The sequence below is a fragment of the Kinneretia sp. DJ1R-11 genome, assembly GCF_025717595.1.
Classification (GTDB): Bacteria; Pseudomonadota; Gammaproteobacteria; order Burkholderiales; family Burkholderiaceae_C; genus Paucibacter_A.
Map to the genome: position 1 here is coordinate 188,803 of NZ_JAJIRR010000002.1, position 14,282 is coordinate 203,084.

12 protein-coding genes are annotated in these 14,282 nt (G+C 68.5%); 5 read left to right on the forward strand and 7 right to left on the reverse strand.

The features are described 5' to 3' along the window. Positions 1-43: 43 nt before the first annotated feature. From LNV23_RS04845 to LNV23_RS04855, 3 genes are all read right to left on the reverse strand, one after another. Positions 44-544, reverse strand: coding sequence for an FxDxF family PEP-CTERM protein (locus LNV23_RS04845; RefSeq protein WP_263561931.1), 501 nt, complete (start codon positions 542-544; stop codon positions 44-46). A 127-nt stretch (positions 545-671) separates the two neighbouring features. Next, positions 672-1,538 (reverse strand): carboxylating nicotinate-nucleotide diphosphorylase, encoded by an 867-nt coding sequence (gene nadC / locus LNV23_RS04850; protein WP_263561932.1) that lies wholly within the window; start codon positions 1,536-1,538, stop codon positions 672-674. A 36-nt stretch (positions 1,539-1,574) separates the two neighbouring features. After that, positions 1,575-2,276, reverse strand: coding sequence for a fumarylacetoacetate hydrolase family protein (locus tag LNV23_RS04855; RefSeq protein ID WP_263561933.1), 702 nt, complete (start codon positions 2,274-2,276; stop codon positions 1,575-1,577). Between the two features lie 109 nt (positions 2,277-2,385). Here LNV23_RS04855 and LNV23_RS04860 point away from each other — a divergent pair, with 109 nt between their 5' ends. The 3 genes from LNV23_RS04860 (at position 2,386) to LNV23_RS04870 (ending at position 5,876) form a co-directional block, all read left to right on the forward strand. Then, positions 2,386-3,396, forward strand: coding sequence for a septal ring lytic transglycosylase RlpA family protein (locus LNV23_RS04860; RefSeq protein ID WP_263561934.1), 1,011 nt, complete (start codon positions 2,386-2,388; stop codon positions 3,394-3,396). Positions 3,397-3,513: 117 nt separating this feature from the next. After that, positions 3,514-4,707, forward strand: a complete 1,194-nt coding sequence (locus LNV23_RS04865; protein ID WP_263561935.1) for a GGDEF domain-containing protein — start codon at positions 3,514-3,516, stop codon at positions 4,705-4,707. Continuing rightward, on the forward strand, positions 4,704-5,876 hold the full coding sequence (locus LNV23_RS04870; RefSeq protein WP_263561936.1) for a GGDEF domain-containing protein: 1,173 nt from the start codon (positions 4,704-4,706) through the stop codon (positions 5,874-5,876). The genes LNV23_RS04865 and LNV23_RS04870 overlap by 4 nt, the downstream gene beginning before the upstream one ends. Before the next feature lie 8 nt (positions 5,877-5,884). On the opposite strand, the gene LNV23_RS04875 is transcribed toward LNV23_RS04870, so the two are convergent. The 3 genes from LNV23_RS04875 to LNV23_RS04885 form a co-directional block, all read right to left on the reverse strand. Next, entirely contained in the window at positions 5,885-7,543 is a 1,659-nt protein-coding gene (locus tag LNV23_RS04875; protein ID WP_263561937.1) for a tetratricopeptide repeat-containing diguanylate cyclase, read from the reverse strand. A 78-nt stretch (positions 7,544-7,621) separates the two neighbouring features. Then, positions 7,622-8,116 carry a GrpB family protein gene (locus tag LNV23_RS04880; protein ID WP_263561938.1) on the reverse strand — a complete coding sequence of 165 codons (495 nt, stop codon included), beginning with the start codon at positions 8,114-8,116 and terminating at the stop codon, positions 7,622-7,624. A gap of 80 nt (positions 8,117-8,196) precedes the next feature. After that, positions 8,197-9,723, reverse strand: a complete 1,527-nt coding sequence (locus tag LNV23_RS04885; RefSeq protein WP_263561939.1) for a CoA-acylating methylmalonate-semialdehyde dehydrogenase — start codon at positions 9,721-9,723, stop codon at positions 8,197-8,199. A 96-nt stretch (positions 9,724-9,819) separates the two neighbouring features. On the opposite strand from LNV23_RS04885, the gene LNV23_RS04890 reads away from it, so the two are divergent. Beyond that, positions 9,820-10,821 carry a LysR family transcriptional regulator gene (locus LNV23_RS04890; RefSeq protein ID WP_263561940.1) on the forward strand — a complete coding sequence of 334 codons (1,002 nt, stop codon included), beginning with the start codon at positions 9,820-9,822 and terminating at the stop codon, positions 10,819-10,821. A 170-nt stretch (positions 10,822-10,991) separates the two neighbouring features. Next, entirely contained in the window at positions 10,992-11,807 is an 816-nt protein-coding gene (locus LNV23_RS04895; RefSeq protein WP_263561941.1) for a YecA/YgfB family protein, read from the forward strand. Positions 11,808-11,817: 10 nt separating this feature from the next. Here LNV23_RS04895 and LNV23_RS04900 read toward each other — a convergent pair whose 3' ends face one another. After that, positions 11,818-14,271, reverse strand: a complete 2,454-nt coding sequence (locus LNV23_RS04900; RefSeq protein ID WP_263561942.1) for an alpha/beta hydrolase family protein — start codon at positions 14,269-14,271, stop codon at positions 11,818-11,820. Positions 14,272-14,282: the final 11 nt, after the last annotated feature.

Genomic DNA, 14,282 nt, shown 5'->3' on the forward strand with positions numbered 1-14,282 from the left:
TTTGCGCTGGCCCCGCCGGCAAGCGGCGTGGCCCAGGCCTGGTTCAGACCTTGCGGCTGCGCCGGGCCATGAAGCCGACCACACCCAGGCCCACCATCAGCAAGGCATAGCTGCTGGGTTCCGGCACCGGGCTGACGTCGACGTTGAAGGTGTAGAAGCTGTTGTTGCGGTTGGAAATGCCGCTGACCGTGATGGTGTAGTTGCCCGCGATCGTCGGGCCCGAGCCTTCCAGGATCTGGAAGGAATTACCGCTGGTCAGGTTCAAAGCCACCTGGCCGGGCAAATTGCCACCGCTGACAAAGGCCTGGAAATTGCTGAAGGCAAATTCGGGGCGGGCGAAGTTGGCGCTGATCAGCGCCGCCACATCATTGGCGCCGGTGAGCGAGAAGTTCCAGCTGTCGGTGAAGTTCGCGCCATTGGCGAAGCTCGCAGAATTCTGGGACGCGCCGGTGGCGGTGATGTCGCCGAGGTTGTAGCTGGCCGCTTGGGCCACGCTACCGGCCAGCGCCAAGGCGGCCGCCACGGTCAAGGTCGAGAATTTCATGAGAAGGTCCTCCACTGAGAAACTACGCCGGCAACTTGACCGGCTCTTGAGGGCCAGGATAGCGCAGGCCAGGAAAAACCAGATCCGCAAAAACGGGGGGCTGGGAAAACACGGGGCCCAGGGCCGATCAGACCGGGCCTTCCACCCGCATTGAATAGTCCACAGCCTTGATGTCCTTGGTCAGGCGGCCGATCGAGATTCGGTCCACGCCGGTGGCGGCAATCCAGCGCAGCTGATCGAGGGCCACGCCGCCGGAGACCTCCAGCAAAGCGCGGCCAGCGTTGAGGCGCACCGCTTCGATCATCTCGGCCTCGCTGAAGTTGTCCAGCAGCACGCTGACGGCGCCAGCGGCCAGGGCTTCCTGCAGCTCGGCCAGGGATTCGACCTCGATCTGGATGTCCACCCCAGCGTTCAGCGCCTGGGCGGCACGCAGGGCCTCGGACACGCCGCCGGTCGCGGCGATGTGGTTTTCCTTGATCAGGATGCCGTGATACAGCGCGAGGCGCTGGTTGGCCCCGCCGCCCACGCGGACCGCGTACTTTTGCGCCAGGCGCAGACCGGGCAGGGTCTTGCGCGTGTCCAGCACCACACAGCCGCGCGGGTTGCTGCTGGCGCCGGCGATGGCGTCGACATGGGCGCGGGTCAGCGTCGCGGTGGCCGAGAGCAGTTGCAGAAAGTTCAGCGCCGGGCGCTCGGCCGTCAGCAACAGGCGGCCGTCTGCTTCAATCTGGCACACCCGGGTGTCGGCGACCATGCGCGCGCCTTCCTCGTACAGCCAGTCGATGCGGCTGCTCGGGTCGAGGGCGGCGAACACCGCCTCGAACCAGTCGCGGCCGCACAGCACCGCGTCCTCACGCACCCGCACATGGGCTTTGACGCGCCGGCCGGCCGGCACCAGCTGGGCCGTCCAGTCGCACACGCCGACATCCTCGAACAGGGCGTCGCGCACATTGCGCTGGCGGGCTTGGTCCAGGGTTTCGTTGTGGTCAAACATGGCGGGCGGCTTCCGGCAAAAACAAAGACCGAGAGTCTAGTCGGGCTCACCGATGCGCAGGCTCAGGGCCGGCAGGCCGTCGATATGACCGCTGATCTCGTCGCCGGGCCGCACGGCACCGACACCGTCCGGCGTGCCGGTGTAGATCAAATCGCCCGGCTGCAGGTGGTAGTACTGCGAGAGGTTGGCGACGATCTCAGGCACGCTCCAGATCATGTCGGCGATGTCGCCGCGCTGCTTCTGCGCGCCGTTGACGGCCAGGGTGATGGCGCCCGCTTGCAGCACGCCGGTGTCGCTGACGCGCACCAGCTCGGTGATGACGGCCGATTGCTCAAAGCCCTTGGCCGTGTCCCAGGGGCGGCCATTGGCCTTGGCCTCGGCCTGCAGGTCACGGCGCGTCATGTCCAGGCCGGCGGCATAGGCCCAGACGGCAGCACGCGCCGCCTCGGGCGTGACCTTGAACACCGGCGCACCGATGGCGATCACCAGCTCCATCTCGTAGTGGTAATTCTGCGTGCCGGGCGGATAGGGCACGGTGGAACCCGAGGGCACCAGGGCGCTGGCCGGCTTGCTGAAGTAGAACGGCGGTTCGCGGTCAGGGTCCGAGCCCATCTCGCGCGCATGGGCGGCGTAGTTGCGTCCGACGCAGAAAATGCGGCTGACCGCATAGCGCGCGCTGCTGCCGCGCACCGCCACGCTGGGCTGTTCGGCCGGGGGGAAGATGTAGCTGAAGCTCATGTCGGGAGGTCCTGCATTGCCGTGTGAGGTTGCCAAGCATACGACCGGGCGACGTCGCGGCGCTGCTGCGCACTTGGCAATCCGGTCGCCGGTGTGTAGGGTGGCGGCCATGTCGATCCGCCCCTCGGCGCCAACGCGTCCTTCTGCACTCCTTCACCTCCTCGCCGCCTGCTGCCTGGCCAGCCTCTTCGGCTGCGCCAGCGGCCCGTCCGGCACCAGCGAGCCCAAACCCCGCGCCACGCCCACACCCAGCAGCATCGAACGAGATGGCCCCGAAGCCATCATCCCGCCCGGCTTGGCCCAGGTGCCCGATGCCACGCCCAAACTGGAGCCGGTCCGCAAGGGCGGGCCCAACAAGCCCTACGAGGTCTTCGGCCAACGCTACGAGCCCATGACCGAAGACCTGCCCCTGGTCGAACGCGGCTTGGCCTCCTGGTATGGCAAGAAGTTCCACGGCAAGCCCACCTCCAGCGGCGAGATCTACAACATGTACGCCATGACCGGCGCCCACGCGACCATCCCCATCCCCGGCTATGCCCGGGTGCGCAACCCGGCCAATGGCCGCGAAGTGCTGGTACGCATCAATGACCGCGGCCCCTTTCACCGCGGCCGCATCATCGACCTCAGCTACACGGCCGCGCTCAAGCTCGACATCCTGCGCGGGGTGAGCCCGGTCGAGGTGGAGCGCATCACTTTCGAAGACATCCGCAGCGGCGCTTGGCAGCGCCAGCGCTCGCCCGAAACGCCCGTGTTGCCGGACCAGGAACCGGTCTACGCCGCGACCGGCGCGGCCGGTGCCGCAACCCAGGAAACCACCCAGCAAATTGCCCAGGCCAGCCTGCCTGCGGCGGAAGCACCACTGCCACCGGCCCCCAAAGCCGCCGCGCGCGGTTTCTGGGTGCAGCTCGGTGCCTTCTCGCGCCTGGACGGCGCCGAGGCCATGCGCCGCGATTTGTTGGCGGAGCTGGGCTGGCTGGCGCCCCTGCTGGCGGTCTTCAAGGACAGCGGCCTGCACCGCCTGCAGGCCGGCCCCTATGCCTCGCGCGAGGACGCCCGCCGCACCGCCGAGCAACTCAGAACCGCCCGCGACCTGAAAGCGCTCGTGGTCGAGCGGCGCTGAAACAGGCGGGCGAATCGGCCACAGTTTCGGCGGCCGGGCCATTGTGTCGGCCGCGGGGCTCAGCGATCATGAGGCAGGCCATGCCTGCTGCCCCTCACTTGCCGTTCTGAGCTGTCGATGTCGCTGTTCGATGCCAATACCCTGCTGCAAGTGAGTGCCGCCTTCCACGGCTTCATGGCGCTGGTCTGGCTGATCATGTCGAGGGTGTTCCGCATCGCCCCAGCCGCAGCCTTGCTGCTGGCGGCGGCCTATTTCGCCATCATTCCGGCCCTGCTCTGCCTCGATTGCCAGGCCTGGTGGCCGGATGTGCTGCAAGGCTGGTTGCAGAAACTCCTGAGCCTGCTCGGCTTCACCCTGATGGCCCTGGGCATACGCCGCATGATGCGGCTGCGCATGCGCCGGCTGGACATCGCGGGCGTCGCCGGCCTGGCGTCGCTGGGCATGCTGGCCTGCAGTGCCAACGGCCACAGCGCCGCGGCCCTGGCCGCCACCTCAGCCGGCATGGGTTTGCTGACTCTGCTGGCAGCGAAGGACGTGCACACCGGCGGCCGCGCCACCCTGACCGATGGGGTCCGGCGCTTTCTGCTGCTGCCCTATCTGCTGCTGGCGGCCATGTTGCTGGGTCGCAGCCTCACGCTGCTTTGGATGAACGAGCAGCGACCCTTCTTTGTGCAAGGAGACCACGCCAGCGCTTGGCTGGCCTGGGCCTATCTGCTGCTGACCCTGGCCATCGGCATCGGCCTGGTCGGCATCGTCGTGACGCGGCTGATCGACCGCATCCGCTACATGACCTTGCGCGACCCGCTGACCGATGCCCTGAACCGGCGCGCCCTGGGCAGCGAATTGCAGACCCTGCAGGCCCAGGCCGAGCGGGGCCAGTGTCACTGCCTGGTGATGCTCGATGTCGATCACTTCAAGCGCATCAACGACAGCCTGGGTCACGCCGCCGGCGACGCTGCCCTGCTGCATCTGGTGGGCGTGCTGCGCGCCAATATGCGCGACCTCGACCGCCTCGGCCGCCTCGGAGGCGAGGAGTTTTGCGTGCTGCTGCCGCATACCTCGCTGGCCGACGCCAGCCGGGTGGCGCAGCGCATGTGCGAGGCCTTGCGGCGCAGTCCGCTGATCTGGCGCGAGCAGCCCCTGAAGTTGAGCGCCAGCTTTGGCGTGGCGCCCTGCCAAAGCGGTGACCCGCAGGGCGAACACAGCCTGGCGCTGGCGGACTGGCTGGTCTACCGGGCCAAATCCGAAGGGCGCGACCGCATCTGCGTCGCCGAGCCCGGCGCTGCCCTGGGCCGGGTGCTCAAGCCATGATCAGCAACACGCCCACCGATGCCCTGACCCTCTTGGCCGCCACGGTGCTGGAGTTTGGCGTGGCCAGCGTGTTCTGGGCGGTGATGGCTCAGGGGGCCCGACTGGCGCCGCGCGCCTCCTTCGGGCTGGCGGCGGTCAATGCCTTGCTGGCGGTCTCGCTGAGTCTGCACGCACTGCGCGGCACAGCGCCAAACCTGCTCAGCTTCTGGGCCTCGGACGTGCTGTCGATTGCCTCGCTGGCGGTGCTGCGCGCTGTGTTGCCGACCCTGGTGCGGCGGCCGCTGGCCTGGCGCAGCGCCCTGACGGTCCTGCTGATCGGCGCGACAGTGCTGGCCACGCTGCCCTACACCGGTGACATGCGCATGGAGACCCGCAGCGTGTTTGCGAGCCTGTTCGTCCTGGCGCTGATGGCGAGCCTGGACACCTGGTGGGCGCTGCGCCAGCGTGTCTCGGTGCAGATGTCCCTGCTGCTTTCTGGCCCCCTGTTCCTGATCAGCATCCTGCTGCTGGGCCGGCTGCTGGAATCCCTGCTGCTGCCCGGCAACAACACCGACATCCTGGGCTCGGGCGATTTCAACATCGCCTGGCTCTGGTCCATGCTGGCCATGAATCTGGTGCTCAACGCCACCATGGCCTTTCTGATCCTGGCCAAGCTGATCCGACGCATCCAGCGCCTGACCCGCCACGACCCGCTGACCGATGTGCTGAACCGGCGCGCCCTCAGCGAGGCCATCGACACCGAGCACGCTCGCCTGCAACGCGGCAAGCCCTATGCCCTGGTGATGATCGACATGGACCGCTTCAAGCAGCTCAACGACAGCCTCGGCCATGCCGCCGGCGACGCCGCGCTCCTGCGTCTGGTCGAGGTGCTCAAGCCCTGCGTGCGCGAGGTCGATGTTCTCGGCCGTTTGGGAGGCGAGGAGTTCTGCGTGCTGCTGCCCCTGACCGACATCGCCGGTGCCGCCCTGGTGGCCGAACGCATGCGCCTGAACCTTGAGGAAAGCCAGTTCAGCTGGCAAGGCCGGGCCTGGCCCTTGACGGCCAGCTTTGGCATCGCCGAGGCCGAAGCCTCCGACCCTAGCGCCGACAGCGTGCTCAGCCGCGCCGACCGCGCCATGTATCGGGCCAAGGCGCAGGGCCGCAATGTGGTGCAGGCGCTGGACGCCTGAACCTCGCCTCAGGCCAAGGCGACGCGGTTGCGGCCCAGGTGCTTGGCGCGGTACATCGCACTCTCGGCCCGCGCCACCAGCAGGTCGGTGGCATAGGGAGGCGCATTGGCCAGGCCGATGCTCAGGGTCACGTCCAGGCCCTCGGCCAGCTGAGCCCAGGGGTACTGCTCCACCGCCATACGCAGGCGCTCACAGACCTCGACGGCGCGGTCGGCCACGGTGTCGGGCAAGGCGACCAGAATCTGGTCGTCGGCCAGGCGCAGCAGCAGGTCGCGCGCGCGGGTGTTGTCGCGCAACATCTGCGCCAGCACCTGCAGCACCTGGTTGCCCACGTCCAGGCCGTGCTGGCGGGTCAGGGCGGTGAAGCGGTCGACATCGATCAGGGCCAGGGTCAGCGGTGCCGCGGTCAACTCGGCGGCACGTACCAGGGCCGGCATGCGTGCCGCCATGCACAGGCGATTGCCCAAGCCGGTCAAGGGGTCGCGCCAGGACGCGTCCTCGGGTTCGGCCGGCTCGGCCAAGGCGCGCTGCTCGGCCAGGCCCTGAGTCGCCGGGCGGCGCTCTTCCAGCGAGCGCTCGGCCTCGACCCGGGTGACAAAGAAGCGAGCCTGGGCGGCCAGCTGTGCGACGGCGCGGCCACGCATCAGCGACAGGTGCTGCTCCAGGTGCCACAGGGCCAAGGTGGCGTCACCCTGCATCTGCGCCGCCCGATAAGCGGCATGGTGCAGGCGGATGCGCAGCTCGCTGAGCGCGCGGCCCTCCGACTCCAGCAGGATGGTGGCCAAGGCTTGCTGAGCGGCCGCAGCGTCGCCACGCGCCAGCTGCAGCTCAGCCAAGGAGCAGCGGGCGCGCCAGCCGAGCGCCGGATAGCCATGGGCGTCGATATCGGCCAGGGCTTCATGCAAGACGGCCTCGGCCTCCTCCAGGCGGCCCAGGTGCAGCAAGATCTCGCCACGGTTGCTGTCGCTGATGGCCAGCACAAAGCGCTCGCCAATCGCCAGGGCATGGGGGCGCGCTGCCAGCGTGTGCTGCAGGGCGCGCGAGAGCGCATCCTGGCCCTCGCGGCGCTGCTCAGCGCTCTCGCTGTGGCGCAAAAGCTTGAAGTGACTCAGACCCACGGTGGCGAGGTTGTTGTGGGCAATCAAGCGCTCGGCCGCGCCGGCCTGCTCGCCCACCAGGGCGGCCGCTTCGTTCATCAGGCGCTCGGCCTGCCAGGGGTCGCCCATGCGTTCGAGCACGGCCCCGACGGCGTTCAGGGCCAGCGCAATCAGCTTGGGGTCGGCCAGCTCGCGGGCCCGCGCCAAGGTTTCATTGACATGAGCCAGGGCCGATTCGAAGTCCCCCTGCTCGGCAGCCGAAAAAGCCATCCAGCGCAGCAGCTCGCACAGGGAAGCGCTGTTGCCCTGCTCGCGGAACAGCGGCATCAGGTGCTGGGCGGCGCTCAGCATCTCGACCATCTCGCCACGCCGGTACAGGTAGAAGCAGCGCCAGCGGCCGGCTTCCAGGTACTCGCTGAACTGGCCCTGGCTGCTGGCAATTTCCCAGGCTCGGGTGGCGGCGGCAAAACCCAGGCTGAGGTCGGCCTGTGCTTGAGCGCGCGCCACTTCCAGACAGGCGGTCAGGGTTTCACCGCTGGCTTCCTCGTCGCTGTGCAGTACGGCTTGCATGGGCGTCTCGATTCAATGGAGGCGCAAGCGTAGCCGATTTGCAGGCCGGTTTTGCCCCCGCAGCCGGGCGGTAAGGCCTCAGATGTTTGCGCTGGGCTCCGCGGCCTCGAGCACGCTGACAATGAACCGGCTCTTGGCCTCACGGTAGCCATGTTCGCCAAGGCCGACCGAGCGCCGCTTGACGAGGTTGTACTGCTCGACCAGGGCCGGGTCGGCCCGCAGGGCATCGCGGAAGCGCAGAAAGTCCTCGAACTTCGAGCCCGCTGCCACCACCTGGATTGCATGCTCGGACGCCTGCTGCGGCGCATTGAGCATGCACAGCTCGGGCGTGCGCAAGGTGTCGCGCTGCTCGGTGTAGCCCTGGGCCAGCAGCCGGGCCACGGTATCGGCATGAGCCGCGGCGGCCACGATCAGACAAACGTCCAGATCGCCCTTGGACACCGCACCCGGTACGGCCGAGGAACCGATGTGTTCGAGTCGCCCCTCAGGCACCCAGTCGCGGAGGGCGAGGGCCAGGGCCTCAAAACGGGCGGCCAGCGGGGCTTGGTAAGCGTCGGCGGTGAACAGTTGCATCGGTCGGTAGCGTGGATGAGCCGGCAAAGGCCCGATCCTGCCATCTTCTCCCAAACCGGGCTGAGTCCGACGCCGCTCGCTCAGCGGCTGGTCGGCATCACGAACTCGGCGCCCTTGGCGACGCTGGCCGGCCAACGCTGCATCACGCTTTTCTGCTTGGTGTAGAAGCGCACGCCCTCTTCGCCGTAGGCATGCATATCGCCGAACAAGCTCTTCTTCCAACCGCCAAAGCCCTGCCAGGCCATGGGTACCGGGATGGGCACATTGATGCCCACCATGCCGACCTGGATGCGGCGCACGAATTCGCGGGCGATGTGGCCGTCGCTGGTGTAGCAGGCCACGCCGTTGCCAAACTCATGGGTGTTGACCAGCTCAACCGCGGCCGCGAAATCGGGCACGCGCACGCAGGCCAGCACCGGGCCGAAGATCTCCTCGCGGTAGATGCGCATCTCGGGCCGCACATGGTCGAACAAGGTGCCGCCGGTGAAGAAGCCGCCCTCATGGCCGGCCACCTGATGGCCGCGGCCGTCCACCACCAGACTGGCGCCCTCCTCCACGCCCAGGGCGATGTAGTTCTCGATGCGCGCCAGCGCCTCGCGGCTGACGATGGGGCCCATTTCGGCATCGAGTTCCATGCCGTTCTTGATCTTGAGGCGGCGGGCCCGTTCTGCCACGGCCGGGATGATGCGATCGGCCACATCGCCGACCAACACCGCCACCGAGATCGCCATGCAGCGCTCGCCGGCCGAGCCGTAGGCCGCGCCGATCAAGGCGTCGACCGTCTGTTCGATGTCAGCATCGGGCATCACCACCATATGGTTCTTGGCCCCGCCCAGGGCCTGCACGCGCTTGCCCTGGGCCGCGCCGGTTTGATAGATGTACTGGGCGATGGGCGTGGAGCCGACGAAGCTGAGCGCCTTCACATCGGGGTGGTGCAGCAAGCCATCGACCGCCAGCTTGTCCCCCTGCAGCACATTGAAGACGCCGTCCGGCAGGCCAGCACGTTGCAGCAGCTCGGCCACGAAGAGGCTGGGCGAGGGGTCGCGCTCGCTGGGCTTCAGGATGAAGCAGTTGCCAGTGACCAGGGCCAGCGGCGCCATCCACATGGGCACCATAAAGGGAAAGTTGAAGGGCGTGACGCCGGCCACCACACCGAGCGGCTGGCGCAGGGTCCAGTTGTCCATGCCGGCCGAGACTTGGTCGCAGAAATCGCCCTTGAGCAGCTGCGGCGCACCGCAGGCGAACTCGACGATGTCGATGCCACGCGCCACCTCGCCCTGGGCGTCGGTGAAGACCTTGCCATGCTCGGCCGTGATCATGGCGGCCAGTTCGTCCTTGTGCACATGCAGCAGCTCCAGGAACTTGAACATCACCCGGGCGCGGCGCAGCGGCGGCGCATCGGCCCAGGCAGGGAAGGCGGCCTGGGCCGCCGCCACAGCGGCTTGCACATCGGCGGCATCGGCCAATTGCACCTGGCGCGCCACCTGGCCGGTGGCCGGGTTGTAGACCGGCTGGCTGCGCCCCGAGCTGGCGGCCTGCGCACGGCCGTTGATGAAATGGCCGACGTCGTCGCGGCGCTCGTAGGGAGGAACAGGGTTGTGGCTCATGGCGAGGGTCTCCGGGTCGGTGGCCCAGTCTAGGCAGGCCGGGCTGGGCTGCCAATCCGGATTCAGCAACTTGATTGTTCGGCAAAATGAACAATCATGAAGTCATCCACCAGCACCGAGGCCCGCCCTGACCAGCTCTGGGGCCAGCTCCACGCCCTCAGCGTGATCGCCCAACTGGGCAGTTTCACCAAGGCCGCGCAGCGCCTGGGCCTGTCCAAGGCCGCGGTCAGCCAGCGCATCGCCGATCTGGAACGCAGCCTGGGTCAGAGCCTGGTGGCACGCACCACGCGTTCGGTGCGCCTGAGCGAAGCCGGCCAGCGCCTGGTGGCCGAAACAGCCGCGCCGCTGGCCCAGATCACGACCGCCCTGGGTGCCAGCCGCGACGCTGTCGGCCAGCCGCGCGGCCGCTTGCGGCTGAGCGCACCGGTGGCCCTGGGGCGCCAGCATCTGGCGCCGCTGCTGAATCGTTTTTGCCAGGACTACCCGGAGATCCAGATCGAGCTGGACCTGTCCGACCGCCTCGTTGCCCTGGCCCAGGAAGGCTTCGACCTGGCCGTGCGCCACTGCAGCGCGCCGCCCGACAGTCATGTCGCCGTCAAGCTCTGCGACAGCCGCGCGCTGCTCTTGGCCAGCCCGGCCTATCTGCGCCAGCGCCCGGCGCCGCACGGCCCCGAGGATCTGGCGGAACACGCCTGCCTGGCCTACTTGCGCCCCGGACCGGCGCAGTGGCTGTTCGAGCGCCAGGAAGTCGGGCAGGAGGCGGAGCGCGTGAGAGTGCAGGTGCAAGGCCCGCTGCGCGCCGGCAATAGCGAAATCCTGCGCGAAGCGGCGCTGGACGGACTGGGCCTCGCCCTGCTGCCCGATTTCAGCGCCGCTGCGGCGCTGGCGAGCGGCGAGTTGGTCGAACTGCTGCCGGACTGGCGGCCGGTCGGCTTCTTTGGCGACGCCATCTACGCCCTGCGGCCCTGGAGCAGCGCCACGCCGCGGCCGGTGCAACTGCTGGTGGCGGCGCTGCGCCTGGCCTTGGCGGGCGGCTTTGGCGCACCGGCAGCGCCGGGGCAAAAAAAACGCCCACCTGGCAGGCCAGATGAGCGTTGAAAGTCCTCGAAAGGACGTCGTTGGGACGTTTGCAAGGGTTCGTGGAACGCCTCGCTTGGTCCGTACTCTAGGTGGCGACAGCTGGCCTGGGTATCCCCATTCGGTGGGAGTTCTCCGGCACTTGACCTGACAGCCGTGGACAAGCACAGCTTCGGCCGGACAATAGCGTCATGAATTCAAACACCAAGCCGCCGCGCCCACGTTCGCCCGCCCACGCCCCCCGACAGGCCCCCGGCCGTCGCCCAGGCTCGGCGCCGGGCCATGGCCCCAATGCCCGGGCTGGCAGTCGGCCTGGCGAGCGCCCAGCACCGGCCGCCGCCGTGAAGGCGCCGGCCGAGCCTCTGAACGAAGCCGAACTCGAGCATTTGCAGGCGCTGCTGGACCAGGTGCCTGCGCCGCTGGAACCGCTCGATGTCAGCATGCTGGACGGCTTTCTGGTCGGCGTGCTGCTGCAGCCCAAGGCCGTGCCGGCCTTCCAGTGGACACGCCATGTGCTGGACAGCGAGGAAGGCCGCAACCCGCCCGAGCGCTTCGACAGCCGGCCCCTGCTGGCCCTGGTCAAGCGCCGCTACCAGCAGCTCAACCAGGCCATCGTCGACCGCCAGTGGTTCGACCCCTGGGTGTTCGAGATGCAAGGCGAGGATGAAGAAGACGAGGCCGAGCCCTCTGAAGTGGTCTTCCCCTGGGTGGCCGGCTTCGCCCTGGCCACCGAACGCTTCCCCGAGCTGATGCGCGAGGACGCGGCCGACCTGCTGGAGCCCCTGGCCGCCATCTTCATGCACCTGGACCCGGATGACCTCGAGGACGCCGACGACTTGCTCGAAGAAATCGAGTCGCTGGAGCCGCCCAAGGATCTGGAAGAGGCGGTCGAGGGCCTGGTCAGCGCCTGCCTGATGCTGGCCGATGTCAGCCGGCCTCAAGCCAAACCGGCCGCGCCACAGCGCCCGCCGGCCCGGCGCGGCCCGCCGCCGCGCGGCCGCTACTGAAAAAGCCGGCTCAGGGCTTGGGGGCCCGCGGATCGCGGGTCTGGCGCTTCATCCAGTCGCTCATCTCGCGCAGCACATGGCCTTGCGACTCGCGCGCCGCATAGCCGTGGGACTCCAGCGGCAGGGTCACATAACGAACATTCCCGCCGGTGCCGGCCAGGGCCTGGTACAGGCGCTGGGTCTGGATCGGGAAGGTGCCCGGGTTGTCGTCGTTCTCGCCGTGGATCAGCAGGATGGGTTCCTTGAGCTTGTTGGCGTAATTGAACGGTGACAGGCGCAGGTAGACCTCTTGCGCCTCCCAGTAGGTGCGGCGCTCGCTCTGGAAGCCGAAGGGCGTGAGCGTGCGGTTGTAAGCGCCGCTGCGCGCGATGCCGGACTTGAACAGATCGGTGTGGGCCAGCAGATTGGCCGTCATGAAGGCGCCGTAGCTGTGGCCGCCCACCACCATCTGCGAGCGCTCGCTGACCCCCAGCTCCACCGCTTTGTCGATGATGGCCTGGGCATTGGCGGTGATCTGCTCGACAAAGCTGTCGTTGACCGTCTTCGGATCGCCGACCACGGGCATGGTGGCGTCCATCAACACCACATAGCCATCGAGCACCAGCATCAGCGGGCTGGTGCCGCCGAAGGTGTTGAAGCGCGTGGCCGAGCCGCTGACCTGGCCGGCGGTCGAGGCGTCGGTGAATTCCAGCGGGTAGGCCCAGACGAAGGTCGGACGCGGCTCCCCCTTCTTGAAATCAGGCGGCAGGTAGAGCCAGAAGCTCAGCTCCACGCCATCGGCGCGCTTGAACTTGACCAGCTCGCGCTGGATGTCGCGCAGCTGCGGCGTCGGGTCGCGGTGCTGGGTCAGGGCCTGCATCTGGCCGAAATCGGCACCACTGCGCAGCACCAGATTGGGCGGCTCGTTGAAGGTCTCGCGGCTGCTCAGCAGGCGGCCATCGGCCAGCAGGGTGATGGGCCGCTCGTAGTGCGTGCTGCCGGACTGGAACAGGCGCTCGGTCTGGCCGGTCTTGAGGCTCAGGCGGTCGATGAAAGGCCGGTCGCCGGCCGGGCTGGCGCCTTGGCCGACCAGCAGCAAGCGGTCTTCGGCATCCAGGCGCGCGACGCTGTGACCGTTGGGCAGCACGCGGGTCAGCGGCTGGCCGGGGTCCTTATACCGGTCACGCTGCGAGCGGTCCTGCAGGCGCTGCGGCGGCGCGCTGCCGTCCAGCGCCAGCAGATCGACGCTGAGCCAGCGGCGGTCACGGTCGAACTCGGCCACCAAGGCGCGGGCCTTGGACTCGACAAAACTCAGGTTGACCAGGCGGCCGGCGGTGCGATGGACCTCGCGCGCCTCGCCCTGGTAGGGCGCGTCTAGTCGCATCAGGCGGTCCCGGTGGCTGACCTTGGTGTTCGGGTCGCCACCGTCCAGTGCTTCCACCCAGTAGACGGCGCCATCGGCCAGGGGCGATGCCCAGTAGTCACGCGGGCCAGTGATCACTCCTTCGACCGGCACACCTTGGCGGATCTTGACGGCACCGAGGCTGCGCAACAGCTTGCCCTGGGCGTCACGCAGCTCGACCTCGCGACCGAAGTCATTCGCGCCGACCTGGTAGCTGAAGGGCGGGACCAGGCGCTCGACCAGCAACACGCCTTGCGTGCCCACGGTCTGCACCTGGGCGATCAAGCCCGGTGTGCCGATCTCGCGCGAGGCCCCGCTGCGCAGGTCCACCCGGCGCAGCACGGCGCTGGCCTGGTGCTGGAACAAGGCCTCGTCCTGGCGGTTCTTGAGCAAGTCCTGGCGCGTGAACTCGGGCGAGGTCTGGCCCATGGACTCCTGGATGGACGGGCCGCTGGGCACGCTGAACTGCGGTGCCGGGCCGCGCTGGTCCGGCACCGCCACCACCACCAACTCCTCGGCATTGAGCCAGGCCACATTGCGCTCGAACATGGGGTTCAGGCGCAGGCCGCGCAGCGGCTTGAGCGCGCCGGTGGCCACCTCACCGACCCAAAGCTCGATGGCCTTGTCGGTGCGACGGTTGAGCAGGAAGCGGCGGCCGTCCGGCGACCAGCGCAGTTGGTGGAAGGCACCGCCTGCCGGCAAGCGCACCTCGCGCGCTGGAGCTTCGGGCCGGGCCAGGTCGCGCAGCTGCAGCGATTCGATCGCGGTGATCATCTGCGGGCCGCCGGCTGCGGCGTCATACCGGCCACCGGCCAGGCGATGGATGCGGCGGGCCAGCTCGGCGATCGTGCGGTGGCGCTGCAGCTGGGCCACGGCCAGGGTCTTCTGATCGGGCGAGAGCTGGTGCACCGGCAGGCCCGGCGCATCAAGCACGGCGCGCATGGCCGCGGAGGGCTGCTGATAGCCCTCGGCATCAGCCGCGGCCGTCGTTGCTTGCGGCGCTTGCGCGAACGAGGAATTCAGGCAGCCCAGGGCCAAAGTGATGGCCAGGGGCAGAAGACGGGGGGCGGGGCTGAAGCGCATGGGTCTGTGTC

Coding starts and splice junctions, on each gene's coding strand:
- nadC (WP_263561932.1), bottom strand. CDS start 1,538: ATGTTTGACCACAACGAAACCCTGGACCAAGCCCGCCAGCGCAATGTG.
- LNV23_RS04855 (WP_263561933.1), bottom strand. CDS start 2,276: ATGAGCTTCAGCTACATCTTCCCCCCGGCCGAACAGCCCAGCGTGGCG.
- LNV23_RS04885 (WP_263561939.1), bottom strand. CDS start 9,723: ATGAGCCACAACCCTGTTCCTCCCTACGAGCGCCGCGACGACGTCGGC.
- LNV23_RS04895 (WP_263561941.1), top strand. CDS start 10,992: ATGAATTCAAACACCAAGCCGCCGCGCCCACGTTCGCCCGCCCACGCC.
- LNV23_RS04845 (WP_263561931.1), bottom strand. CDS start 544: ATGAAATTCTCGACCTTGACCGTGGCGGCCGCCTTGGCGCTGGCCGGT.
- LNV23_RS04890 (WP_263561940.1), top strand. CDS start 9,820: ATGAAGTCATCCACCAGCACCGAGGCCCGCCCTGACCAGCTCTGGGGC.
- LNV23_RS04875 (WP_263561937.1), bottom strand. CDS start 7,543: ATGCAAGCCGTACTGCACAGCGACGAGGAAGCCAGCGGTGAAACCCTG.
- LNV23_RS04880 (WP_263561938.1), bottom strand. CDS start 8,116: ATGCAACTGTTCACCGCCGACGCTTACCAAGCCCCGCTGGCCGCCCGT.
- LNV23_RS04860 (WP_263561934.1), top strand. CDS start 2,386: ATGTCGATCCGCCCCTCGGCGCCAACGCGTCCTTCTGCACTCCTTCAC.
- LNV23_RS04865 (WP_263561935.1), top strand. CDS start 3,514: ATGTCGCTGTTCGATGCCAATACCCTGCTGCAAGTGAGTGCCGCCTTC.
- LNV23_RS04870 (WP_263561936.1), top strand. CDS start 4,704: ATGATCAGCAACACGCCCACCGATGCCCTGACCCTCTTGGCCGCCACG.
- LNV23_RS04900 (WP_263561942.1), bottom strand. CDS start 14,271: ATGCGCTTCAGCCCCGCCCCCCGTCTTCTGCCCCTGGCCATCACTTTG.